Here is a 22997-nt window from a genome sequence, read left to right on the forward strand (position 1 = left end):
CAGCCCCGAACTAGTAGTGATATTTTTATAAGCCATGTTCTGTCCCGTAGTACTCATGATGTGCACTAGTTACACTGGTACGCCGGTCGTAATCATCTGTCTGAAAAGCATATAACTTTTCCTCGTCTATACGTTCATTTCCGTTAGACAAGTGCTCCTACCAAATTTGGATTGCTCACTCGAGGGGTTTACCGCGTTCCACCTTCGTTATTTCTAACTGAAGCTACGTCACTGTGGCACTTTCAAACTATTGTAACCGTATCAAAAGACTTAGGTTAGGTCGTTGCCGTCAATAAATGTATTGCCTTGACTTATGGTTTCATCAAGCACGAACACTACAATCATCTCAGATTGTGTGAGCATGGACTTTCCTCTATATTCACTATAGCGATTACGCAAAATATCACTCAAAAATTATATCATTTTGATTCATAAAAGCAATGATTATTTACCAAATACAGCCTTTTCAAGGTTAGAGATACGTTTAAGAATGTCTACATTGCTATTTTGATTCGTACTTTGGTTAGCAAAACTTTTATTATCGTGTGAACGACCTGATGCGACACGAATACGTAAATCTTCAATTTCTTTTTTTAATTTATTGTTTTGCTCAGTTAATTTAATGACCTCACTATTTAAGTCAGCCATTTTTTGATAGTCCGCAATGATATCATCTAAAAAAGCATCTACTTCCTCAGGACGGTAACCGCGTACCATTGTTTTTTCAAAATCTTTCTCGTAAATATCTTTTGCAGATAACTTTAAAGAAACATCTGACATGATTTCTCCACCTCATTTGATTCAATTTTCTTCAGACCATTGTAAATCATTGATAAAGCTCGTAATTTCGTCAAACGCCACAATATCACAAGTATAGTTTGTTTTTTCTGTAAAATCAACTAACTTACGCTTGAAAAACTTAGGGCTCGCTTCTTGTTCTTCATCATAAATCAAAAGCGTAATATCTGTATGATCTAACATAAATTGATCTGCAGCTTGAAATTGATGTGGCCCTTCATAAGGGCGTTCAAAAACACTACGCACAAAGTCAGCATGCGCTATAATGTGCTGATAACGCAATTGATTAGTATCATTCCACTTCTCTGTATGATTTTCAAATGGCGTAATGATACCTAATTTTAAATCAGGATAATCTGACTTTAAATCAATGACACATTCTGCTGTCCATAATTCAATACCCAACTGGCCTTGAATTAACACCCATTCAAGCCCCTCTTCGATATAACCTATCAATTTATGCGTTATAAATTGCTTCAAGTACTGCACTTCTTTAGCGGACTCATTGAAAATATTGAGTTCATAAGATTTGTATCCTGTAACATACATCGTTTTAAACATGGTTTTGTTCACTCATTTGTTTTAGATAATTTAAATCATGTGTGACAACTTTAATTTTATCATTAAATATTTTAGTACTTGTTCTTTTATAATGACATTCTACAGAAACTTCTTCAATAATTTGAATGAGACGATGAAATTTTTGGTCATTAAAATATGGGAACGTAAGCATAGAATGATAATTTTTTTTAAACGACAACAAAGATGCGTCTACGTCACTAACAAACGGTTTGATATCTTTTTCAAAGTCGTATTGATGACCTTGTTTAGCTAATTTAAAGCGCTTTTGTATTGCTTTATTTATTTCTATCAATTCTTGGACATTCATATTAACCTCCAAATGTGTATATCTCGTATTACATGCTTATTACAACTGGATTAAGGGTAACGCATCTATAGCATTTGTGATACAATAATATCAGTTTATGATAACTTTAATTGCATCGTATTATATACGAACATAATATTGATTTGCAAAGTGTTTTGTATCGTAATGTCATTGGAATTAAAGGATATCATACGAGTTAAGTAATGTGTTAAGCGCCCTATTTACTTAATTATTAAATGATATGTACCTTAAAACATTACTAATGTAGTAAAGAACAGTCGTTCTAACTTAATTCAGAATTTAGGTGGCAAAATGAATTATCCAAATGGTAAGCCTTTTAAGCCAAATCAGACTAGAGGCGGAATCACGAATATGTCACAGCATAGTAAAATTGAATATGGTGGACGTGGGATGTCATTAGAAAAAGACATTGAACGTTCGAATCAATTTTATATGAAACACCGACGTGCAGTGATTCATAAGAAGCCTACCCCAGTTCAAGTGGTACATGTAGATTATCCTAAACGTAGTCAGGCTGTTATTAAAGAGGCTTATTTTAGAACGCCTTCTACAACCGATTATAATGGTATTTATCAGGGTTATCACATCGACTTTGAAGCGAAAGAAACTAAAAATAAAACGTCTTTTCCGTTACAAAACATTCATGAACATCAAGTGCGACATATGTCTCATGTGTCAGAACAAGGTGGCATAGTGTTTTTACTCATTCGATTTAAAGTGCTTGACGATGTGTACCTACTCCCTTTTAAAAACTTTCTTCCTTTTTGGGAACGGTGTCAACAAGGAGGAAAAAAATCTATTTCGGTTGAAGAAATTCAAGAAAATAGTTACTATATTCCTTATCAATATCAACCAAGATTAGATTACCTCAATGCAGTTGATAAGTTGATATTAGATGAAAGTGAGGACCGCGTATGACGGAAAAGAAAAGGACTTCTAATAGTTCATCTCAGAAGTCCGGTCAAAAAAAGAATAGAAACATCAAGCGTACCATCATCAAAGTGCTGAGTTTTATGGTGCTTGCCGGAGTTATTCTAGGCTTACTAGCAATCTTACTTTTTGCATATTATGCCTGGAAAGCACCCGCCTTTAATGAAGCGAAATTACAAGATCCCGCACCAGCAGAAATTTATGACAAAAATGGACAACTTGTTAAAAAGCTTGATAACGGTGCAAGACGTGAACACGTTGACTTAAAAGATGTCCCGCCACAGATGAAAAATGCTGTTTTAGCGACTGAGGATAATCGTTTTTATGATCATGGTGCCCTCGACTACAAACGTCTTTTTGGAGCTGTTTTAAAAAATGTCTCTGGAGGCTTTGGTGCTCAAGGTGCGTCAACACTTACGCAACAAGTTGTTAAACGTACATTCTTAACTGATCAAAAGTCAATTGAACGTAAAGCGCAAGAAGCATACTTATCATATCGTTTGGAACAGGAATATTCTAAAGATGAAATATTCCAAATGTACTTAAACAAAATTTATTATTCTGATGGTGTATATGGTATTAAAGCTGCTGCTAAGTATTACTTCAACAAAGATTTAAAAGACTTAAATCTTGCTGAATCAGCGTATTTAGCTGGTCTACCACAAGTACCTAATACGTATAATATTTACGATCATCCTGAACAAGCAGAACAACGTAAAGATACTGTATTATACTTAATGGCTTACCATAATCGCATCTCTGAAAAAGAGAAAAAAGAGGCCCAAAATACACCTATTACAGAGAATCTAGTACAACGTACTTCAGCAGAGCGTCAAATTAAACCTGATGATAGTACAAAACAATATGATTCATATGTTAACTTCATTAAGCAAGAATTAATGGCACATCCAGACTTTAAAGGTGAAAACTTATCTGACCTTCTAAACAGTGGTATTAAAATTTACACGAACATGGATAAAAATGTTCAAGATACATTACAAGAACGTGTAAATAATGGTGGTTATTATAAGAATGAAGACCAACAAGTTGGTGCAACGATAGTTGACAGTAAAACAGGTGGTCTTGTAGCGATTTCGGGTGGACGTAATTACGAAGATGTTGTAGAAAGAAACCAAGCGACAGATTTACACCCTACCGGCTCTACATTAAAACCTTTCTTAGCTTATGCACCAGCCATTGAAAATCTACAATGGGCAACGAATCATGCTTTACAAGATGAATCAGCTTATAACGTAGATGGCGGAACGTTTAGAAACTATGATCAAAAGAGTCATGGAACGGTCGCATTGTACGATGCATTACGTCAAAGTTTCAATATCCCTGCCCTTAAAACTTGGCAACAAGTTAAAGAACAAGCAGGCAGTAATGCACCGACTGATTTTGCTAAAAAAGTTGGTTTAGAATATGAAAACACTAATATCGGACCTTCCGAAGTATTAGGTGGTTCATCTTCTGAATTCTCACCAACACAATTAGCGTCAGCCTATGCGTCTTTTGCCAATGGCGGTGAATATAACAAAGCGCACGCGATAAAACGTGTTGAAGAAGCCAATGGCAATACGATTGAGTTTGATCATACGAGTCATAAAGCAATGGAAGATTACACTGCTTATATGATTACTGATGTATTAAAAGGTACATTTAAAGCATATGGTTCTGCTTATGGTAACAATCCAGGATTTAATGTTGCAGCAAAAACAGGTACAGGTACTTACGGTTCTGAAGTGTATCAACAGTACAATTTACCAGATTCAGCTGCCAAAGATGTATGGATTGCAGGTTACTCCCCTAGATATACGATGTCTATCTGGATGGGCTTTAACAAAGTAAAACCATATGGTACAAACTCATTTGTAGGTAGTAGCGAACAAAAGTTACCTCAAGAACTATTTAGAGAAGTAATGTCAGGCATTCACCCTCCAGGATATAGCGAAGACTTCAAACGTCCAGATTCTGTAGGAGGCAGTGATAAGAGCCTATATGTTGCAAAATCACCAGACCATAATACTACAAGTAACTTTACTGAAAATAGTGGTGGTACAAATGCCGGTGGTTCTAGTACTACTACGAATCGCCCAACAGCAAACTCTCAAAGTGGCGTAACGGGTAATAGTGGAACGACAAATCAAAGAAATTCTACTGGTGGCCCAAGTGGTACAATTCGTAACTTCTTTGGATTTTAACGCAAACAAACTCCTAGACAACGATGTTGTTTAGGAGTTTGTTTTTTTATATTACAAATATTCAAGTGCTACCGACACGTCAATACTTTTAAAGATCTTCTTCATGACGGACGCGATAGGCTGCGTGCATTTTTATAAGTTCTGTTTTTAATGTTTTCATTTGTTGATATCCCATATAATGATGTTTACGTTGTTGAATATACGCCAATCGTTCTGTTAAATTAAATGGTTTAATCATTAACTGTGTTTCATCAAGTGGCTCAATAGAAGAGATATGATTGATATCTTTAAAATAAGATATGAGTAATTCGTAATAAGCATCTAATAAGTCAAATGAAGGTGTTTTTCCAATTAAACGTTTTTTGGCAAGTGCATCTAATTCGAGTTCAAGGTTATGAAAATGAGTGTAGCGATTCATCATGAGACGCCACCTACTGCTCTTAAGGACGCTTTATAACGTTTTTGTCCCTCACGACAATCATCAAATAAAGGACATTCTCCGCATTTCGGTTTGCGTGCTAAACAATGATATCTTCCAAAAAAGATTAATTGATGATGACTTTTAGTCCATCGATCTTTAGGGATAATAGATGTGAGCTTACATTCTACTTCTAAGACACTATCTTTCCAACGACATATCCCTAATCTTTTTGAAACGCGCTCTACATGCGTATCGACGGCTAAAGCAGGCGCTCCAAAAGCCACACTCATGACCACGTTAGCTGTTTTTCGCCCCACGCCAGCTAAACTTTCAAGTTCTTGATGTGTGTTTGGAACCTCCCCATCAAACTTATCAATTAATGATTTAGATAATTTTTGAATATTTTTTGCTTTATTCCGATATAATCCGATACGTCGAATATCATTTTCGAGTTCTGAAAGTTCAACATTTAAATAATCTTCAGGTGTATGGTATTTTTGGAATAAGTCTTGTGTTACTTTATTAACGGTGTTATCTGTACATTGTGCAGATAATAAAACCGCAATTGTGAGTTCAAAAGGATTGCTATGTTTTAATTCGCATTCTGCATCTGGAAACATTTGATCAATTGTATCTATCATTTCTAAAGCTTTTTTCTTACTTACCATTTGGTGACTCCCCATTTAACCAATCAAACTTAGGGAAATTTTCAATTTTTTTTGCTCCCTCTTGTGATTGTTTTTTAAATTTTGCCCGTATAGGTTTTGAATCTTCCACAGTAGTGACATTATTCTTTTGCCAATTCAACAATATTCGATCAATATACTTTAAGTTTAATTTATTATGACTTAAAGCTTCGTCAATTGCAGCATCGATTAATTGGTGTGGATAGTGATCGACGTCTAACCATTGTGAAATCGTTTCTATTTCTAATGGTGATAATGCCCTACCAAAATTGGTCTCAATTTTAGAAAATAAACGTTTAAAATGTGCTGTGTCATTTTCAAGCTCTAATTTTTGCTTTTCTTGCTCTAGCACTTTTGCGAACTGATTAAAGAAGCCGTCCATATTTATGAATTCTGAGAATTTACCGTCATGATCTTTTTCAACTTTCATTGATAATAAATCTAAACGAATAAGTTTTTGGATAATCATAGTGACTTCTGTTTCTTGCATCGTCGTACCTTGTTTAAGAACATCTATTGAAGGTTGTAAATTAGACACTTCATAGGCGTGTAAAATTTTAATTAGTATGATTAAGTCTGCTTCGTTCAAACCGAGTGCTTGATAATAATTTAGCAATTCGTATCGAATGACCACAGGACGAATTTGTAGTTCTCTTGCATTCATGTCGTCACCTCGTTTCGTTTTGATATAAAAAGACCAAGCTCAAAAATTAGTCATGAGACTTGGTCTACAGTCATTAAATACTATGGATATAAACGATTTAATAAACGTGGGAATGGAGATGTTTCACGTACATGTTCAACACCCGAAATCCATGCTACAGTGCGCTCAAGTCCTAGACCAAAGCCACTGTGGGGAACCGAACCATATTTACGTAAGTCTAAATAATATTGATAACTTTCCGTATCTAATTGATGCTCGTCAATACGTTGTTCGAGTAATTCAATATCATTGATACGTTCTGAACCACCGATAATTTCCCCATAGCCTTCAGGTGCAATTAAATCGGCACATAAAACCGTTTTTTCATTGGCTGGATTTGGTTGCATGTAGAACGGTTTAATTTGAGTTGGATAATTAACGATGAATACAGGTAAATCATAATGGTTTGCAATAGCAGTTTCGTGTGGCGCGCCAAAATCATCGCCCCATTCAATGTCATCAAATCCCTCTTTATGCAAGAATTCAATAGCATCATCGTATGAGATGCGAGGGAATGGTGCTTTTACTTTAGCTAATTTAGATGTGTCACGCTCTAACGTTTTAAGTTCAATTTCACAATTTTTGAGAACAGATTGAACGATAAACGATACATATTGTTCTTGAACTTCTAAACTTTCATCATGTGTAGTAAAGGCCATTTCAGGTTCAATCATCCAAAACTCAATTAAATGACGACGCGTTTTGGATTTTTCTGCACGGAAAGTTGGACCAAATGAGAACACTTTACCATACGCCATCGCAGCAGCTTCCATATACAGTTGACCACTTTGAGATAAAAAGGCATCTTCATCGAAATATTTTGTATGGAATAATTCACTTGTGCCTTCTGGTGCACTAGCTGTAAGAATTGGTGGGTCGATTTTTGTGAAACCATTATTGTTAAAGAATTCATAGGTCGCACGAATAATTTCATTACGAATTTTCATCACTGCATGTTGTTTTTTTGAACGTAACCATAAATGACGATGATCCATCAAAAATTCTGTACCATGATTTTTAGGTGTGATTGGATAGTCATGAGCATCATGAATCACTTCGATGGATTTGACTTGCATTTCATATCCTAAATCTGAGCGATTATCTTCTGTGATTTCACCCGTAATATATAAAGAGGTTTCTTGTGTAATGGACTTCGCTTGTTTAAAAGTGTCTTCATCTACAGCTGCTTTAACGACAACACCTTGCATAAAGCCAGTTCCATCACGCAATTGTAAGAACGCGATTTTACCGCTTGATCGCTTATTTGCGAGCCAAGCACCGATTGTAACCTCTTGACCTATAAAATTCTTAGCTTCTTTTATCGTTGTTTTCATAACCAGTCTCCTATTACATTTTTACTCTTTCTTATTTTATCAAAACTCACTTATAAGTTCTACAATCGCAATAAGTTCAAACAAAATATCATTTCATGTTACTTTTTTGACTGTAATTGAATTAATAGTTTATCAAAATCGTTCATTGTTCCGTAATGTTTAGCAAATGGTTCAAGTGCTTCATTGAAAAAATGTTTATAATGTTGCTCTTTTAAACGATTGTCGAATGAAACCACTATACCTTGATCATGTTCATTTCGTAGTAAGCGCCCTAAACCTTGTTTAAATCTTGAAACAGCTTCAGGAAGGACATAATCTTTAAAGATATTATCGAATTCATCCTTTAGAAGTACTGGTTTAGCATGATACTGACTCATAAATGGTAATTTGGTAATCATAACACATTTTATGCCATTGGCTTGATAATCAAACCCTTCAAAGAACATCGTAGTGCCTAATAAAATCGCTTTATCAAAGTGGTTAAACTGCTGAACGATTTTAAAATTTTGACTAGGTTGTTGGGATAAAATGACATAATCTTCAAGTGCTTCTAAGTCTTGTAAATAATTCATAACTTCATATAACATTTTATAACTTGTGAATAAAACCAAACACTTACCTTGGACGATTTCAGCATACTCAATAATGTATGAAACTATGGATTGAATATAATCATCATGGTGATGGTAATCAAAGCGTTCGATATCGGATGGTATAAATAAATGTCCCTTTGTATTTAACGGTACTTTTGGTTTGATGATAAAAGTTTTAAATGCTTCGTTATTGAACCATTTTTTATAAGCATCAAATGAGCCGTTAAATGTTAACGTCCCTGAAACAAACGTAATGGAATCAAATTTATTAAGTACTTTATTCGTTAAAATCGTTTTAATTTTGTTTTCTTTAATATGCACCTTTAAAGTGGACTTTTGATGCGTATTTTTGAGTGATAGATAAAACGGTTGGTGTTGCTGAATCGCCTTTTCAAAATATTTCATCATATCTCGTATATACAATAAATGTTTGCGAATCGCTTTAATAGTAGCATGTTTCATGCTATTAAAATTCTCAAGTGTTAAATTAATTTGTTGGATGAGACGACTCAAAGGCTTTGAAATTTGTTCAGAATCTAAATCATAAATATAAAATGTTTTGGCACTTTCATCTTCATAAATTTTTGACTGATGTGCACATTCAAACAGAACGTTAAAAAGGTGCTCATTTTCTTCATGAATACGATCAATGTCTTCTTTAATTTGAAATACATCGATAGGTGGTATGTCTAATTTTTCATCTATGCGCTGTTGTTCTAAAACATCTAATTGACGTAATAATTTTTCATTTTCTGTTTTACCAATTAACCCGAGTTGGTATTTTATGTCAGCATAACCTACTACTTTAATCGCCCTATCAAAAGCATAATCAGGTAACCGATGTGCTTCATCTATAATACAATGATTAAATAATTGGTATATGGAATTGTCTGGAGAAGAATACATTAAGTGGGCGTGATTTGTTACACCAATTTGTATACGTTGTGCATTTTGCTTAATATGATGGTAATAATGTACATCGTTTTTAATTGGAATATATGTTTCGACTTTTTGTGTAAAGTACATTTTTTGCCCGCCACGCAAATGAAGTTCTTGTATATCCCCTGTTTCTGTTTGTAGAATCCAGATTAAAAGCTGCATCTTTAAAACATTCACTTCATAATTTGGTGTAGATTCCTCGAGGATTTGACGTACAAGGCCTAATGAGATGTAGTCGTGTTTGCTTTTAATCATACGCGCGTGTAAACGTATATTCAGTGCACGATTAATCATAGGAATGTCATGTTGCAACAATTGATTCTGTAACAACTTTGTATTTGTAGAAATCATCACATGTTCCCCGGTTTCAATATGAAACATCAATGCAGCAATAAGATATGCAAGCGATTTACCGCTTCCTGTGTCTGCCTCTATCAAGGTCTTTTCACTATGCATGATTTGATTATATATCGTTTCAGCCATATACAACTGTGTTTCACGATATTGATACCCTGCTTTGTCAATGATCGTTTGATACAGTGTTTGAATGTCTCCTTCAAACTGTATACGGGTTTCTTTTAAATCTAGAATAGGTTTGTAATAAAGGCCATTAAAATGGCGATATGTAGTGACATGTTCATTGTTTTTATGTTGTCGAACCAGCTCGAAGAAATAATGATCCAATTGATACTTTAAATGTTTACTTAAAAAGTAAAGTTGTTTCATCGTTTCTACCGGAAGTTGTTCTAATTGCTTAAAAGCCATAATCATCAGTTGTGCCGTTGTACGTGCATCTTCATCGGCACGATGCGCTTGTTCTAAAACGATACCTTTCGCATCAGCTAATTCACTTAATTGATAACTTTTTTCCATTGGGAAAGCAATTTTAAATAATTCTAGTGTATCTATAATTTGTGGAGGTTCATAATCGATGTGCGCACTTTTAAAGGCGAATTGAAGAAAGTTCAAATCGAAATTGACGTTATGTGCCACGAATATACAATTCTCTAGTTTATGATATATCTGGCGCGCAATATCTTTGAAATAAGGCGCTTGATCAAGCATGTCCGCTTCTATTGAGGTTAAAGCTTGAATAAACGTCGGTATTTCTAAGTCTGTTTTAACCATAGAATGATATTGATCTACAATTGAATGATTTTCAACAAAGGATATTCCAATTTGAATAATTTCATCATAGCCCACTTGATTTCCTGTCGTTTCTAAATCGACAATCGCGTAGCGCGTATTTGACATATCACCCCTCCTTTCTTTTTATCTATAGTTCAATATCTGCACTCATGAGACGATGAATCGTTCCTGTTGTATCTACAACATGTAAAAAACCCTCATCATCAATTTCTATTACTTTGCCGTAAAACTGACGTTTACCTTCAGTAAAACGTAATTGTCGATGCCATATGTTGGAAGCAGCAACGTATTCCTCTTTAATTGATTTGAATGAAGATGTTAGGAATTGATGGTATCGTTTAGCGATATGTGAAATGAGTGTCTCTAAAAACGTATAACGTTCAATGGACTGACCACTCTCAATTTTAATACTTGTTGCAATTTGACGTATTTCATCGTCCCAGTCAGAAGTAGTTTGGTTGATATTAATGCCTATACCACAGATGACCGCTTCAATACCATCTGCATTTGCTACCATTTCAGTTAAAAAGCCACATATTTTCTTTTCGCCAATATAGATATCGTTAGGCCATTTAATTTTAACGTCTTCATCTACATAAGCTTGAATCGCATCACGAATCGCTAACGACATGAATAAATTAAATGTTGTTAACATGGCATAAGAAATTTGAGGTCTTAAGACGAGTGACATCCACAGCCCTTTTCCCTTAGAAGATTGCCAAGGTCTTTTAAATCTCCCACGACCTTCAGTTTGGGTATCACTAATAATAAGCATTGGTTCATCATGGTCAACCAATAGATGTTTAGCTTCAAGCTGTGTAGATGCTACTGAGTCATAGCAGTGTATGATATCAAATAAAGGTTGATGCGTTAATACAGATTGTACGATACTTGTATGCCAAGTATTAGGGAAAGTATTGAGGCGATGCCCTTTATTATGTACAGAGTCAATAGAAATACCTTCAGCTTTAAGTTGATCAATGACTTTTTTTACCGTCATTCTAGAAATATTCAGTTTTTCTGCGATGGTTTGACCAGAAATGTAATTCGGTCGCTCATCCGTAATTAATTTTAATATGGGGTCTCTATACTTCGACATTTAATTTCACCCATTCTATAATATCAGATTGTGTATTGAGTGTTTCTTGAGTTATAACCGCGCATTCAATTTTTCTTAATGCTTGTTTTAACCAAGGGCCACTAGGTTGTTGTAATACTTCCATTAGTACTTTACCATCAATTGGTATTTCTTTACGAGACCGAATTGGCAGTTGTTCGTAAAGTGAATGAACGCTTGTCGCATTAAAAAATAAAGGTGATGGCAACATAATGCCATGATTTTGAAACAACGGACGCAAATCAAGAATCGTTTGAGCAAGTGTAATACCGTAATCATATAACCAAATTTGAAGGTCACGTTTTGATTGAATGGATTGTAATTCTGATACAGCGGAATATAAAACATCAGCTTCCTTAAGTGTTTGGTTACTTAATTTTAAAGTTTTTATATGTGCTTTCTTTCCCTCTAATAAATACAACAACGCAAGGAATTGCACAAGTGTCAACGGTTCAGATAAAGAGAGCGTTTGCCATTGATATTGATTGAAATAAGGCACATGCGCCAAGAGATTAATGCTTTGAATTGCTGAAAAAGCCTTTTCGATTCCTGAACCTTTAAGCAACTTATCTAGCTCCGCTATAATACGTTCGATGGATAAATATGCAATATCAGAAGCGGCATTCCGCATCGCTTCAAACGTATTAGGATCGATTTCAAAATTAAGTTGAGATTGGAATCGTAATCCTCGAATGATGCGTAAAGCGTCTTCAGCAAAACGTAAGTTGGGATCGCCCACTGTACGAATCAGACCTGCTGTTAAATCATGTCGCCCTTCAAAATAATCATAAAGTTTAAATGATGTATCCATTGCCATCGCATTAATTGTAAAATCTCGACGTGCGACGTCTTCATATAATGAGCGCACAAATTGTACATCATTTGGGCGACGATGATCATCATAGTCACCTTCAGTGCGGAAGGTCGTAATTTCATAATTGTCCCCTTCAAAGACAACATTAATCGTACCATGATCTTTGCCAACTGGAATCGTGTGCTCAAAAATAGCTTCGATTTCATCTGGTGTAGCACTTGTAGCGATGTCGATATCATGAATATCACGTTGCAAGTAATAATCTCGTACAGCGCCACCGACAAAGTAAGCTTCAAAACCATGTTTTGAAATGTGCTCCATTACAGGTATCGCATCATAAAAAGCAGTTTTAGACATGTGTGTGTGCGTCTCCTAACATTTTTTCATAATAATGCTCATATTGATCTGCAATTTTAGAGGAATGAAAACGTTGTTGAATATCTGCTAACATAGCCGCCTGCATACGTTGATATTGTTTTGAATCTTGTAAAATAGAAACAGCATAGTCTGCCGCTGCATGCGCGTCTCCAATATTCACTAAAAAGCCTGTTTCTTCATGTTTAATGACCTCTTTAATACCACCTGCACTTGTGCCAATAGGTATGACACCCGAGTTCATCGCTTCTAAAAGGGTTAAACCAAAGCTCTCTTTTTCACTCATCAATAAAACGAGATCAGAAATTTGATAGAAATTACTCATACAGTCTTGTTTTCCAAGAAATAAGACATCATCTGTTAAGTTTAACGATTTTACAAGTTGTCGCATATCTAATAATTCAGGACCATCGCCAATTAAAAGTAGTTTTGCTTTAATGTTTTTACGGATATGAGCAAAAGTTTCAATAATTGTATCGATGCGTTTAACTTTACGGAAATTAGACACATGAATGATGACTTTCTCATCTTGTGAAATGCCGTAACTCGCACGGAGTTCGGGTTGGCGTCCTACTGGAAACTCGTGCTCTCTTACAAAATTATAAATTGGGACGATTTCTTTGTCAGGTTCTATAATTTGATACGTTTCATCTTTCAGTGATTGACTCACACTTGTGACAATATCACTTTTTTCAATTCCAAATTTGATGGCATTTCGTAATGCATGATCGTAACCTAAAACAGTGATATCTGTCCCGTGTAATGTTGTCATAATTTTAATATCTTTGCCTGACATTTGGCGTGCCAGTATACCACAAATGGCATGCGGTATCGCATAGTGCATATGAAGTACATCTAGATCATGTTCCTTAATGACGTTAGCGATCTTAGTACTTAATGAAATATCATAAGGCGGATATTGAAATACCGCATATTGATTAATATCTACTTGATGAAACGTAATGTTCGGTACGGGTTTGTTAAGTCGAAATGGCATATTTGAAGTGATAAAATGAACTTCATGCCCGCGTTCTGCCATTAATATACCTAATTCTGTGGCAATGATGCCTGATCCGCCAACCGAAGGATAACACGTAATTCCTATTTTCACATTGGCACACTCCTTTATTTACGTTCAAAACGATGACTATCACGTTGATTAAATTTTTCCATCGTTTGATTAAAACTTTCTGTCATATCAATATTTAATGAATTTGCTAAACATAACAATACAAATAAATTATCTCCGAGTTCAGCTTCAATAGTATTAGCCGCTTCTGAAGCTTTTTTTGGTTTCTCACCGTGATAGTGATTAATTTCACGTGCAAGTTCTCCTACTTCTTCAGTTAAACGCGCTAAATTTGCAAGTGGTGAGAAGTACCCTGCTTTAAATTGAGATATATAATCATCCACTTCTTGTTGCATCATTTTCATTGATTTATTCATTTAACGCACCCTTTCAATGTCTTAATCTTTATCTTACATGATAATCTAGGGTATCGGCAATTTTGGGACATTGGACATTGAAAAGAGACAAAATAAAACATCCATTCTGGTATATCAGAATGGATGTTTTATACGTATTATTATTCTTCAGAACGTGCGATAAGAATTAATCTTACTAACTCAGCAACGGCTACTGCTGTAGCGGCAACATAAGTCATTGCAGCTGCACGTAACACACGGCCAGCATGTTTATATTCTTTTTCATTTACAATATTCAAACGTTGAATTTGCTTCATTGCACGTTTACTTGCATCAAATTCTACTGGCAATGTAATGATTGAGAACAACACAGCAAAAGCCATAAAGAAAATCCCAATCCATAATAGCGTAGAACCGAATGCAATATGCAACATTGTCAAAATGAATCCAGCAGTAATAAGTAAGTATGATAACGAACTACCTAAATTTGCTACTGGTACTAATGCAGAACGGAAACGTAAGAAGAAATACCCCTCATAATGTTGAATCGCATGACCAACTTCATGGGCTGCAATCGCTGTACCCGCAACGCTTGGTCGATTATAGTTAGAAGGTGATAAAACGACTACTTTTTTACTTGGATCATAATGATCAGTTAAAAAGCCCTCGCCTTCTTTCACATCTACGTCATAAATGCCATTAGCATGTAGAATTTCTAAAGCAACTTCTCGTCCCGTCTTGCCACTTGTAGATCTAACTTGTGAATATTTTTCATAGTTAGATTTAACTTTATGTTGAGCATACATTGGGAGGATCATAAGTATTACAAAATAAATAATTAAATTAATAAAAGACATTATGTTCACTCCTTTAATACTATTGTAAGTGGTTGATTAATAATGGTCAAACTTTTTAACCTTTCGTTGATGACAGACATAAATTGATATTAACAATGGTAGCACACTTAACCAAAATGCGACGTAACCGATGATAGATTCGTATGGTGTCAATGAACCATATTTTGGAAATTGATGAAAGAGATAATCTATCACATCATTGTGAAACACCCAAACCATAGCAAAGGAAATGCTCAGACATGTGATTTTGAACCGAGGTAAAAATAAAAATGCTTGAATCACCATGATGGCATGAGTTACTAACAAGATTACCCCTAATAAATAAATAGTTTGGTCGTGGATACTTAAAAATATAATCATGAAAATGGCCCATACACCGTATTTAATCAAGGTGATAAATGCGAGGGTATCAATGATTGCATTGCGGTGATTGAAAAGCATTAACCCAATACTCACAGTTAAACAGAGCGTTGCATTAGGACTGTCAGGTATAAACAACCAATATTTCCAATGAGAAAGAGATAATCTGTGCGCATACCATACATAACCGAAAATCGTACCCATTAAATTACATAGAAATAAAAATGTTAATATGGCGCGATTGTATATTAAAATCGGATGCAGTGAAGACCAGTTCATAGCATAACTCCTTAAAACAACACGCTTATCTTATTTAACTACACGTAATAACGCCGTATAGTAATAAAAAGTGTGTTGATCTTTCATTTGTAAACTCAAATCAATTTGAGATTCAATGATATGCATCAAATGTTGGCGCATATCATTGCTCAAATGAATGTTAGCTACGTCATTAAAATAACATGTGTTATGATGAGACGTTAATAATTGATGTAAAATAATATGATCAAGTCGTAAATCTCTATATTTGGCATGAGAAAAGTGGATTTTTAAATCTATCGGTGCCGTATCGTTAATGATGCGAGTAAAGATTTCATTTGTATTCACATATGTCATTCCATCCATCGTCAAACGTATAGCTGGGTATTCACTATTTTCAACTGAAATTTCTAACGTAAGATGTCCAGGTATCATTTGATCAACGAAATTAATCCGACTTAAAAAATCATCATCTGATTTAAAATAATTTAACAACCACACAGATATTCGTGATTTAAACTGATATTGAAACAATAAATAATCAATCAAATGTTGTTTGTCTTGATTGATGGGCACCTCAAACATCGTATCCTCCTAGCTCAAACGTGCATACTCATCATGCCATCTTTCTTCATGAGGCTCCTTTTGAAGCAGCGCGTTTAAAATAGATTTGGCTTGAGCAATGTGACCGACTTCAATTAAATACGCATAGTAATCTTTTAAGAAATCCGTATTATCTTCTAGTGCTACAAAAGCTAAATCGTAAAAATGTTGCGCTTCCTTATCGCGTTCTTCTTGGCCAAGTGCATAAGCTAATTGCCATGTAAATACAGGATCCATGTCTTCTTCATTAGCATATTGTACTAATTCAATTAATGCTTCATAGTCTTCTTGATGGCGGTAAAAATCAGCAAGCATTAATAACGGTTCTTGATAACTTGGGTCGACTTCGAGTGCTTGTTTTAATAAAGCAACCGCTTCATTTTGATCACCATGTTCGATTTTTAAAGCGCCTGTACTGTACATAAGCTCTTTATAATATTGATTTAAACGTAAACCTTCGTCACCGATATCAATCGCGTCAGCAAACATTTTTTCATTTTCATATAACTGCTGTAAATAAAAATAAGCTTGGATGAAGTCAGGATCTTTATTCAATAAAGATTTGGTGATTTTTATTGCTTCTTGTGTTCGATCGTTTTTCTCATATGCGACGGCTTTCTTTAAGTAATCCTCAGGAACCATTTCTTGTTCATTCATCTCATCATACCATTTCAAGGCATCTTGGTAATTGCCGCTTTGAAGACTACTATCTGCAAGGCGTGAAAATAAATTCACACCATTCACTTCGTATTCTCCGCTTTCTAACACCGTATCATACTCACGTGATGCCCTTAAATATTGGCCATCAAAATAGAGGAGTTCAGCAAGCGCAAAATGTATGACAGGATCATTTGGTTGTAATTCAAGTGCTTCTGTCAATTTATCAGTGGCAACTTCAAGCATATTAATTTGTTGATATAAATCTGCTTCTAGTAATAATTTTTCTGGAGAGACAGGGACTTCATTCAAATATTCCAACGCTTCATCTATTTGATTTTCGGTTACAAGGCCTTCTATAAAATAGATAAGCACTTCCCCTTCATCAGGATATTTGTGGTATAACGTGCGAAACACCTCAAGGCCTTGAGGTGTTAACCCGTATTGATATAATGTTTCTCCGAGTGCAAATAACCCTTCATCGTCATCTGACTGAAGTACTTCTTGTACACGTGAATCGAGGTTGTCTAAATTTTGTAAATTGATGTCATCTATAATTTTATAGATATCTTCCATGTTATCCCTCATTCTCTAATTGTTTTAGTATCGGTAAGAATCCAGGAAAAGAAACATTTACACTATCAAACTGTTTAATATGAATAGATTCTGAGTGAAGTAACGACGCAACTGCAAGCATCATTCCGATTCTATGATCGGTATGACTATCAACTTCACAAAGTGTTTGCAATTGAGATGAGTGTATGATCATTCCATCATCAGTGGGTTCTAAATGAAAACCAAGTCGATTTAATTCACTTGCAGTAGTATCTATTCTGTTTGTTTCTTTAACCTTTAATTCTTCGGCATCTTTTATAATACTTGAACCTTTAGCTTGTGTACAGAGTAAAGCAATGACTGGTAGTTCATCTATACAGCGTGGAATAATATTTCCACTTATTTCAATAGGTTTCAAATGAGGGGTATATCGAACGTGTAACGTTGCGGTTGGTTCAGGTGTGTTGGTTTGATTTAAAATTTCAAGATTGCCACCCATTTGTTGAACCACTTCGATGATGCCATCCCGTGTTGGATTCATGCCCACGTGATGTAAATAGATATCGCTTCCTGGTGTAATAAGTGCTGCTACTATAAAGAAAGCAGCTGATGAAATATCTCCAGGTACATCAAAATCAGTGGCTTTAATGTGATGGATACTGTTGCCTGGCAATACAATACGATGTGATGACACATTGATAGGAATCCCGTAATGTGCGAACATTGTTTCAGTATGATTTCTAGACATATCTAATTCTTCTATTACCGATTCATTGTTGGCAAAAAGACTGGCAAACAAAATTGCACTTTTAACCTGAGCGCTTGCCACAGGCATTTTATAATGAATACCCTGTATAAGCCCTTTTTCTATTACTAGTGGCGTATAGTTATTCTCTATGCCTCGTATTTTAACGCCCATTTGTTGAAGCGGCTCTATCACACGATTCATTGGTCGCTTTCCTATTGAATTATCACCCGACAATACACTCTCAATCCCTAAGCCACCTAGTAACCCTGCCATAAGACGGGTTGTAGTTCCTGAATTACCTGTGTATAGCGCTTGGTGTGGCGTTTTAAAATGTTTGAAACCTGGAGATGTAATCTGTAGTTGCTCTTCTTTAAATTGCATTGAAACGCCAAGTGATTGGAAAATTTCTGCGGTTCTAAGACAATCTTCACCTAACAATGGTTTATTGATGATAGATGTCCCTTGGGCTAACGATGCTAACATGATAGCACGATGTGTCATCGATTTATCACCAGGTATTGTTACATGACCTTTTAAAGGTCCTTGTATAGAAATGATTTCCATTAGTGCACCTCCTGATGATATTGAAGCATTTGATCAAATGCTTCTTTTAAAATGTGTTTCGGTATATGTTCGACTGTTGCTTGACCTATACGTTGAAGTAAAACCATTTGCACACCAGTCGCGGTATTTTTCTTATCTGATAACATGAGTGTATATAATGATTCGAAATCAAATGTATCGAGTAATGATAAAGGGTACTCAAGTTGTTTTAAATAATGATAAAAATGATCTGTAGCAAATTGTGTCTGTAAAATGATATTTGCGACATAAAATTGATATAAAATACCAATCATCACAGCGTGTCCATGCGGCATGTGATGTGCATATTCAATAGCATGTCCAAACGTGTGACCTAAGTTTAGAAATTTTCGGTTTCCTTTTTCGTTTTCATCTTCAATGACAATGTCTAGCTTAGTCTCGATGCCTTGAAATATATGTTGTTCAATATGGTCAAGATGTTTTAAGGACTGTAATGTAGCATAGTGTTGTTCTAATGTGTCTACAGCCTCATGATTTGAAAGTAATGCATGCTTATAAATTTCAGCATAGCCACTTTGTATTTCAGCTGTCGGTAAAGATGTTAAAAAATTCAAATCATAAATCACTGCTTTTGGTCGATGGAAGGCACCGATTAAATTTTTGCCATAGGATGCATTAATGCCTACTTTACCGCCTACACTAGAGTCATGTGCAAGCAGCGTTGTTGGCACTTGGATAAAATCAACACCTCTTAATAATGTTGCAGCTATGAAACCGGCAAAATCTCCTGTGGCACCCCCACCAATCGCCACGACACAGGACTGACGTGTGGGATGATGTTCAAGGAGTTGATTCATATATTGATCATAATATTGAATGTATTTCACTTGTTCACCAGAGGGGATTTCAATCATGATATATGATTGGAAGCGTTTTTTAATCGATGGCCATAGTTGAGCAACATTCTGATCGATTAAAATGAATACATGCTGGTAATCTGCAATATAGTCATCGAGTTTATCAATGGCATTTTTTTCAATAATAATGGGATAATTGTTAGATTCATAACGTGTGAAAAATTTCATAGTCTATCCCCTTAATACGTTTTATTTCGCATTCTACGTGCGTCAACTTGTGAAAGTAATGTTTCAAAATCATTGGATTCAAATTCTTCTAATATGGCTTTTGTAATTTCAAAAGCAACCGCATGCTCACATACTACACTTGCCGCAGGAACCGCACAGCTATCGGAACGTTCTATCGTCGCTTTAAAAGGCGCTTTCGTTTTGATATCGACAGAGGCTAAAGGTTTATATAAGGTAGGTATAGGTTTCATAACAGCATTCACAACAATTGGCATTCCATTTGACATACCGCCCTCAAGGCCACCTAAATGATTCGTTTTACGGTAGTATCCTTTTTCATCATCATATAAAATAGGATCTTGAACTTGTGAGCCTAAAAGCGATCCTGCTTTAAAGCCTACGCCAAAACTCACGCCTTTAAATGCATTAATGCCAACAACACTTTGAGCGATTCGACCGTCTAATTTACGATCATAGTGAACATAGCTTCCAATCCCTACTGGCATTTGATCAACGATAACTTGAACGACGCCACCAATAGAGTCGCCTTCTTGTTTCGTTTGATCGATTTTGTCGCGAATCTTTTGTGCAATACCTTCATCGATGACACGTACATCATTACGATCTACATGCGTTTTTAAAGTAGTTAGGTCATAATCGCCCTCATCTTTAATGCCTCCAATTTCAACAACACGACTGTATAGATGAATATCCAATTGAGCAAGTAAACTTTTACAAATGGCTCCCACTGCCACTCGCGCTGCCGTTTCTCGCGCAGATGAACGCTCTAGCACATTTCTTAAATCTTGATGATGATACTTCATTCCACCCACTAAATCGGCATGGCCTGGACGAGGCTTAGTAATGACACGTTTCATATTTTCTTGCTGTTCAGCTGTGATTGGGTCAGCCCCCATAATATTTTTCCAATGTGTAAAATCATCGTTTTTAATTACTACGGTTACAGGACTGCCTAGCGTGTAACCATGGCGTACACCAGATACAATGGCTACATTGTCTTTTTCAATTTGCATTCTGCGTCCTCGCCCATAGCCACCTTGACGTTTAAACATTTCTTGATTAATTTGATCTATATCAATTTTCACATTAGCGGGTAGTCCTTCTATAATTACTGTCAGTTGAGGACCATGTGATTCGCCTGCGGTTAAAAATCTCATTTTAGGCATCTCCTTCTATATAGAATAATGATGATGTTTCAAGCTTATCATAGCTCTTAGTTTCATCGCACTGATTAAAATAAATATGTTACCTATCTTAGCATAAAACATGCGATAAATTAACAGAAAAATATGAAAAAGTTTAACGCTTTTAATAGCTAAAGTATAAGGGTAAAAAATTAGAACAGTCAAATCAAAGATTTAACCGTTCTATTGGATATCTATGCACTTATATGTCTTAAATTAATAGGTTATTCGTAAAGCCAAACTTCATCAGGAGATTGATATTGGCTAATTTCTTCGGGTTTGAACCATAAATTTATTTCACGTTCAGCAGATGCTACTGAGTCTGAACCATGAACAACATTTCTACCTACCGTTAAACCTAAGTCTCCTCGAATAGATCCTGGTGTTGCTTCTGATGGATTTGTAGCACCGATAATATGACGCGCTACTGCAACGGCATCTTCACCTTCTACAACCATTGCAAAAACAGGTGCTGACGTAATAAAAGAAATGAGTTTTGAATAAAAAGGTTTATCTTTATGTTCGCTATAATGTGTTTCTGCTAATGATTGAGGCACAGTCATTAACTTAGCACCTACTAATTTTAAACCTTTTTTCTCGAGACGTTGAACGACTTCTCCAATTAATTTTCTTTGTACAGCATCTGGTTTAATCATTACAAATGTTTTTTCCATTTTGAGGATCCCCCTGTATTTATGTATAGATTACAAGATTATCCTACCATGATAATAAAGCGCTTTCAATTGTTTTATCATTTATTTCATGCGGTTTTGGAGTTTTAATATTAATTTATTAAATAATGGTTTAGCGTCGTTTTCTGGTAACGTATTGAGCAACTGTTTTGCGCGTTGTAAATATTTTTCACTTACACGTTTAGACTGCATAATGGCATCTGAATGACGCACTTGGTTGATGCACACTTCAAACGCTTCTTGAGATGCGTTTGCATGTAGTTGCTCAACACGTTGTTTAAATTCCGGGTCTTTTTTCATTTCAAGTAGTGTTGGTAATGTCAAATGTCCATTACGTAAGTCGCTTCCTACAGGTTTACCTAACTTTTTCTCAGTACTTGTAAAGTCTAAAATATCATCAACGATTTGAAAACTCATACCGATGTTATAACCAATATCTCTCATACATTTGACGGTTCCCTGATCCGCATTGGCACTCATTGCTCCGACTTCTGTCGCTAATTGAATCAATAAAGCGGTTTTTCTTTTAATACGACGTAAGTAATTTGTTAGAGATTGAGGCGTACGAAATTGGTCTTGAAATTGAAATAATTCTCCGCGACACACTTCTATAATCGCATGGGATAACGTACGATGAATCTCATAATTTTCAATTGCTGCTAAATGCGCAATTGCACGTGAAAGTAAAAAATTACCAGTTAAAATTGCTGTAGATTGACTCCATTCAAATTCTACTGTAGTTTTGCCACGTCTTTTGTCACTTAAATCAATCACATCATCATGAACTAAAGTTGCCATATGAATTAATTCTAAGGCTGCTGCAACGCGATATGTTGCATCTGTAGGACGTGCACCAGTTAAGTAACTGCTTAATATAACGAATAGCGGGCGTACACGTTTACCACCGGAAGATAATAAATGTTCAGAAGCCTGTTGTAGTGTTGGATCTTCACAATGCATTAATTGTGCTAATGAAGTTTCAATATGTTTTAATTCACGATTCATGTTAATTTTAGACATGGGTTCCTCACCTTTA

At 35.4% G+C, this 22997-nt stretch carries 23 protein-coding genes and 1 other RNA gene; 2 read left to right on the forward strand and 22 right to left on the reverse strand.

Translation table 11 applies throughout. The features are described from left to right. Nucleotides 1-23: 23 nt before the first annotated feature. The 4 genes from rnpB to GJE18_RS05335 form a co-directional block, all read right to left on the reverse strand. Nucleotides 24-403, reverse strand: an RNA gene (rnpB, locus tag GJE18_RS05320) — RNase P RNA component class B. A 41-nt stretch (nucleotides 404-444) separates the two neighbouring features. Further along, the gene (gene gpsB, locus GJE18_RS05325; RefSeq protein WP_037564338.1) at nucleotides 445-780 is read right to left on the reverse strand and encodes a cell division regulator GpsB; all 336 of its coding nucleotides are present in this window, start codon (nucleotides 778-780) and stop codon (nucleotides 445-447) included. Between the two features lie 21 nt (nucleotides 781-801). Then, on the reverse strand, nucleotides 802-1359 hold the full coding sequence (locus GJE18_RS05330) for an SLOG family protein (protein ID WP_085622358.1): 558 nt from the start codon (nucleotides 1357-1359) through the stop codon (nucleotides 802-804). Further along, complete coding sequence (locus GJE18_RS05335) at nucleotides 1352-1687, reverse strand: DUF1798 family protein (protein ID WP_060551061.1); 336 nt, start codon at nucleotides 1685-1687, stop codon at nucleotides 1352-1354. Before GJE18_RS05335 ends, GJE18_RS05330 begins: the two co-directional genes overlap by 8 nt. A gap of 312 nt (nucleotides 1688-1999) precedes the next feature. Between GJE18_RS05335 and recU the strand changes: the two genes are divergently transcribed. Next, nucleotides 2000-2626 (forward strand): Holliday junction resolvase RecU, encoded by a 627-nt coding sequence (gene recU / locus GJE18_RS05340; protein ID WP_037564332.1) that lies wholly within the window; start codon nucleotides 2000-2002, stop codon nucleotides 2624-2626. Beyond that, the gene (locus tag GJE18_RS05345; RefSeq protein WP_060551062.1) at nucleotides 2623-4842 is read left to right on the forward strand and encodes a transglycosylase domain-containing protein; all 2220 of its coding nucleotides are present in this window, start codon (nucleotides 2623-2625) and stop codon (nucleotides 4840-4842) included. Before recU ends, GJE18_RS05345 begins: the two co-directional genes overlap by 4 nt. Before the next feature lie 88 nt (nucleotides 4843-4930). Here the strand turns inward: GJE18_RS05345 and GJE18_RS05350 are convergent, their stop codons facing one another. The 18 genes from GJE18_RS05350 to GJE18_RS05435 all read right to left on the reverse strand — a co-directional run bounded on the left by GJE18_RS05350 (nucleotide 4931) and on the right by GJE18_RS05435 (nucleotide 22981). Continuing rightward, entirely contained in the window at nucleotides 4931-5260 is a 330-nt protein-coding gene (locus tag GJE18_RS05350; protein WP_060552476.1) for a YpoC family protein, read from the reverse strand. Next, the gene (gene nth, locus GJE18_RS05355) at nucleotides 5260-5931 is read right to left on the reverse strand and encodes an endonuclease III (RefSeq protein WP_060551063.1); all 672 of its coding nucleotides are present in this window, start codon (nucleotides 5929-5931) and stop codon (nucleotides 5260-5262) included. Before nth ends, GJE18_RS05350 begins: the two co-directional genes overlap by 1 nt. Further along, nucleotides 5921-6613, reverse strand: coding sequence for a DnaD domain-containing protein (locus tag GJE18_RS05360; RefSeq protein WP_060551064.1), 693 nt, complete (start codon nucleotides 6611-6613; stop codon nucleotides 5921-5923). The genes nth and GJE18_RS05360 overlap by 11 nt, the downstream gene beginning before the upstream one ends. 80 nt (nucleotides 6614-6693) lie before the next feature. Then, nucleotides 6694-7986 carry an asparagine--tRNA ligase gene (gene asnS / locus GJE18_RS05365; RefSeq protein WP_103345989.1) on the reverse strand — a complete coding sequence of 431 codons (1293 nt, stop codon included), beginning with the start codon at nucleotides 7984-7986 and terminating at the stop codon, nucleotides 6694-6696. Between the two features lie 98 nt (nucleotides 7987-8084). Further along, nucleotides 8085-10772 carry a helicase C-terminal domain-containing protein gene (locus GJE18_RS05370; protein ID WP_085622359.1) on the reverse strand — a complete coding sequence of 896 codons (2688 nt, stop codon included), beginning with the start codon at nucleotides 10770-10772 and terminating at the stop codon, nucleotides 8085-8087. Nucleotides 10773-10794: 22 nt separating this feature from the next. After that, nucleotides 10795-11766, reverse strand: a complete 972-nt coding sequence (locus GJE18_RS05375) for a biotin--[acetyl-CoA-carboxylase] ligase (RefSeq protein ID WP_085622361.1) — start codon at nucleotides 11764-11766, stop codon at nucleotides 10795-10797. Next, a complete protein-coding gene (locus GJE18_RS05380; RefSeq protein WP_060551068.1) occupies nucleotides 11753-12955 on the reverse strand; it encodes a CCA tRNA nucleotidyltransferase in 1203 nt (400 codons plus the stop codon). The genes GJE18_RS05375 and GJE18_RS05380 overlap by 14 nt, the downstream gene beginning before the upstream one ends. Further along, nucleotides 12948-14084, reverse strand: coding sequence for an N-acetyl-alpha-D-glucosaminyl L-malate synthase BshA (bshA, locus tag GJE18_RS05385; protein ID WP_060551069.1), 1137 nt, complete (start codon nucleotides 14082-14084; stop codon nucleotides 12948-12950). Before bshA ends, GJE18_RS05380 begins: the two co-directional genes overlap by 8 nt. Before the next feature lie 14 nt (nucleotides 14085-14098). Further along, entirely contained in the window at nucleotides 14099-14419 is a 321-nt protein-coding gene (locus GJE18_RS05390) for a nucleotide pyrophosphohydrolase (protein WP_037564310.1), read from the reverse strand. Between the two features lie 140 nt (nucleotides 14420-14559). Further along, nucleotides 14560-15255 carry a zinc metallopeptidase gene (locus tag GJE18_RS05395; protein ID WP_060551071.1) on the reverse strand — a complete coding sequence of 232 codons (696 nt, stop codon included), beginning with the start codon at nucleotides 15253-15255 and terminating at the stop codon, nucleotides 14560-14562. Between the two features lie 36 nt (nucleotides 15256-15291). Continuing rightward, complete coding sequence (locus tag GJE18_RS05400; RefSeq protein WP_107368673.1) at nucleotides 15292-15894, reverse strand: DUF1405 domain-containing protein; 603 nt, start codon at nucleotides 15892-15894, stop codon at nucleotides 15292-15294. A 30-nt stretch (nucleotides 15895-15924) separates the two neighbouring features. Then, nucleotides 15925-16458, reverse strand: coding sequence for a YpiB family protein (locus tag GJE18_RS05405; RefSeq protein WP_103345984.1), 534 nt, complete (start codon nucleotides 16456-16458; stop codon nucleotides 15925-15927). Between the two features lie 9 nt (nucleotides 16459-16467). Further along, entirely contained in the window at nucleotides 16468-17709 is a 1242-nt protein-coding gene (locus GJE18_RS05410; RefSeq protein ID WP_060551074.1) for a tetratricopeptide repeat protein, read from the reverse strand. Between the two features lies 1 nt (nucleotide 17710). After that, nucleotides 17711-19000: a 3-phosphoshikimate 1-carboxyvinyltransferase gene (gene aroA / locus GJE18_RS05415; RefSeq protein WP_107368674.1), complete on the reverse strand. Its 1290-nt coding sequence runs from the start codon at nucleotides 18998-19000 to the stop codon at nucleotides 17711-17713. After that, nucleotides 19000-20064, reverse strand: coding sequence for a 3-dehydroquinate synthase (aroB, locus tag GJE18_RS05420; protein WP_107368675.1), 1065 nt, complete (start codon nucleotides 20062-20064; stop codon nucleotides 19000-19002). Before aroB ends, aroA begins: the two co-directional genes overlap by 1 nt. 11 nt (nucleotides 20065-20075) lie before the next feature. Continuing rightward, on the reverse strand, nucleotides 20076-21242 hold the full coding sequence (gene aroC / locus GJE18_RS05425; RefSeq protein WP_060551077.1) for a chorismate synthase: 1167 nt from the start codon (nucleotides 21240-21242) through the stop codon (nucleotides 20076-20078). Nucleotides 21243-21493: 251 nt separating this feature from the next. Further along, nucleotides 21494-21943, reverse strand: a complete 450-nt coding sequence (ndk, locus tag GJE18_RS05430) for a nucleoside-diphosphate kinase (protein WP_060551078.1) — start codon at nucleotides 21941-21943, stop codon at nucleotides 21494-21496. A gap of 81 nt (nucleotides 21944-22024) precedes the next feature. After that, entirely contained in the window at nucleotides 22025-22981 is a 957-nt protein-coding gene (locus tag GJE18_RS05435) for a polyprenyl synthetase family protein (RefSeq protein WP_107368676.1), read from the reverse strand. Nucleotides 22982-22997 lie beyond the last annotated feature (16 nt).

Origin of the sequence: Staphylococcus agnetis (genome assembly GCF_011466855.1) — a bacterium.
Lineage (GTDB): Bacteria > Bacillota > Bacilli > Staphylococcales > Staphylococcaceae > Staphylococcus > Staphylococcus agnetis.